The sequence below is a fragment of the Lewinella cohaerens DSM 23179 genome, from assembly GCF_000379805.1.
Taxonomy (GTDB): domain Bacteria; phylum Bacteroidota; class Bacteroidia; order Chitinophagales; family Saprospiraceae; genus Lewinella; species Lewinella cohaerens.
Genome location: NZ_KB903595.1, coordinates 1 through 2,737 on the forward strand (window position 1 = coordinate 1; position 2,737 = coordinate 2,737).

The following is a 2,737-nucleotide window of genomic DNA, read 5'->3' on the forward strand; positions in this document are numbered from 1 at the left end:
ATTTTGAAAACCATTGTAAACAGTAATTAATTCGCCCAACTTTGCCTAGGACGTACATGCTTCGCTGCGCTACGCACGTCGCCTAGGCTTGAGTTGTGTGCAACCAATGCTAAAAGAAAGATACTCATTGACTATATTGCCGTAATAAAGTGAATTGAAAATGGAGAATGAAAAATCTAAGTTGGCAATAAATGTATTTTATCCAGTAATAATACTACTGTTCACAACATTTATATTGAGTAATGTTTCAGCAGTTTTAGTTGTTTTAATATTATTGAGCATATATCTCAACTACTGCTTATTCCCAGATTATTCCCAGAAGAAATCAGATAATTTTATCAGGGCTTCATTTTTTTTTATAGTCCTACTTCTGTCTTTCTTCTCTTTCAAGACATTAAATATAAATTGGGGAGTATTGAGTGGAAGTAAATTAGGTGTAGTCTTTGGATTGACATTAGTATCAGTACTAGTGACATATATCAAAAATCGCTATGATATTGAAAGAAATTTTTACAACTTTGAAAATAGTGACAATTCATTCGAGGATATTAAATTGTTAAGAGTTGTCTTATGGGGAATATTGTTTTTCTTTGTATCGTCTACTTTACTAGAGTTTTTTTTCCCTGAATTCATTTTCCATTATTTTTTACTCATTTTATTTTTATTCATAATTGCGGTAACCTGGATATATGCGAAAAGATATAATGTCATCAACCTTGATTTCAATGATAAGAAAGGGAATAAGTACAAAATAGGTATATTTTTTATTTTAGTTGGTGTTTATCTAGTATGGCTAAACGAAATCACTTTTATTGCTATCACATTGATTGTTTTGGGATTATCCTATATACAATTTGTGACGACAAAGCAAGATTCAGACCTACAGAAAAAGCTATTAGAAAAATTTTCTTACCCATCTGTGATTGTACTATTTTTTTTCATTTCTAGCAGTTTTCTACTTGGTTTTAGTACGAGCTCTACAGCAATAGATCTTATTCAGCCTAATGAAAAATTGATTTATACTACCTTTAAAAGTCAACGTGATAAAATAGACAAAGAGGTTCTTAGCTTATTTGATGCTTTGAAAGGAAAAGACCAATTAGTAGAAAGCATTAACCCTAATTTGAATATTAGAATTCGTACAATAAACAGATGGTATTTAAAGAAGGAAGTAGAGTTAATAGGTGAGTTTTCGTATAACTATGGAGACCAATTTGTCGATACAATACATCATTATAAACCAGGGAGGTACAGATTAAGAGACTCAGATATTTCTAAAGCTATAGTTAAGGCTTTTCAATTGACGGTTGAAAACTATTTCAATAGTTATTTTGAAAATGGTACTAAAGTGCAGATTGAGCTTGATGGAGCAGCTGATGCTATTCCTTTTTCTTCAAGAAGTCAAACGGTTTATCAAGGTGAGTATGGAAGGAAAATTACTAAAAAGGTATATGATTATACAGATGATAAATACCGAAATTTAGGAGTTGTTGTTGACGAAAAAATTGATAATCCTGAATTGGCTTTTCTGAGAGCAGTAGGAATTTTAGATTACATAGATAATCATATACCTCTACTTTCAAGAGCTGAAATTAGTTATAAGGTAAATATTTTTGTTGAAGACAGCAGGATTGGCCCTGAATTTAGGAGAGTTCGTATCTTGATTAAGATATCAGATGTATTAATTTAACTACCTCAATATGGAATCGGTATTTATAAATTTTATTAAAAAAGCAAGTTTCCTTGGAGTTGTTGCGTTACTGATATTTACTTTTTTAGTATTAGGAAGAGATTCTATTGGTAAGGATATTATACCGCAATTAAGTGAAGATAACGCCCTTATAGTTATTAAATGGATAGTATCCGGCTTTTTTCTTCTTATCATATTTGCTATACTCATTGCTTTCGTATCGAAAATTATTAAGCCAGAAGAAAAAAAATCTAAACCTGAAAAACTCAAAGAGAAAACATCGAGTGTATGGAAATATATTTTGGTTTTTCTTCTGGGAGTTGGAATCTCATTTTTCATCATTAAAGAGTTTGCATATAAAGAAAAGGGTGATGTCTTCAAATATTATGTAACAGATTTTAGTAATGTTTCAAGTGAAATCTGGGATACTAGATCTACTTCAAGGGTTAGTTTTAGCAATCATATTGATTTTGTAAAGCTTACTTCAAAAGGACCTGGGAGATATCAGCGACACCTGATGTTAGGCAGCATACTTACTCCTGAAATAAAAGAAATAAGTACAGGAGTATTAGGTAAAGAAATAAGCGAGAATGGTTTCTGGGGATTTAGCTTTATTGTAGGTAGTGGTGATGAATATTTTTTATTGATAAGATCTAATCAATCATATCTAGGCTTTATTCAAGAAGATGATAAATTGGTAGATTTGATCAATTGGAGTGAAAACTTTAATCTTAAAAAAGAACTTAATACAATTTCGTTACAGTCTTCAGGTAGTGATATCAGCTTAATGATAAATAACGTTTCTTTTGCAAGACTGGAAAGGGAAAGAATTGTAAAAAACATATCTTATGTTCTCTGTAAGGCTAGTATAGAGATACATGACTTATATGTAAATTAATGCACACAACTTTGCCTAGGACGTCCATGCTCCCTGTGGTCGCACGTCGCCTAGGCTTGAGTTGTGTGCCATACCAACAAAAATGGAAGCTTTGATAAAGCCGCCCGACTCTAGTTGTAAAAGGAATTAATTTGGAGGAGAAATTGCTT

The 2,737-nt window shown here is 31.5% G+C and carries 2 protein-coding genes; both read left to right on the plus strand.

Going from position 1 to position 2,737, the window contains the following annotated elements; all coding sequences use genetic code 11:
• Positions 1-160 precede the first annotated feature (160 nt).
• The gene (locus A3EU_RS0125635) at positions 161-1,690 is read left to right on the plus strand and encodes a hypothetical protein (protein ID WP_020539049.1); all 1,530 of its coding nucleotides are present in this window, start codon (positions 161-163) and stop codon (positions 1,688-1,690) included.
• A 10-nt stretch (positions 1,691-1,700) separates the two neighbouring features.
• The gene (locus A3EU_RS0125640) at positions 1,701-2,588 is read left to right on the plus strand and encodes a hypothetical protein (RefSeq protein WP_020539050.1); all 888 of its coding nucleotides are present in this window, start codon (positions 1,701-1,703) and stop codon (positions 2,586-2,588) included.
• Positions 2,589-2,737 lie beyond the last annotated feature (149 nt).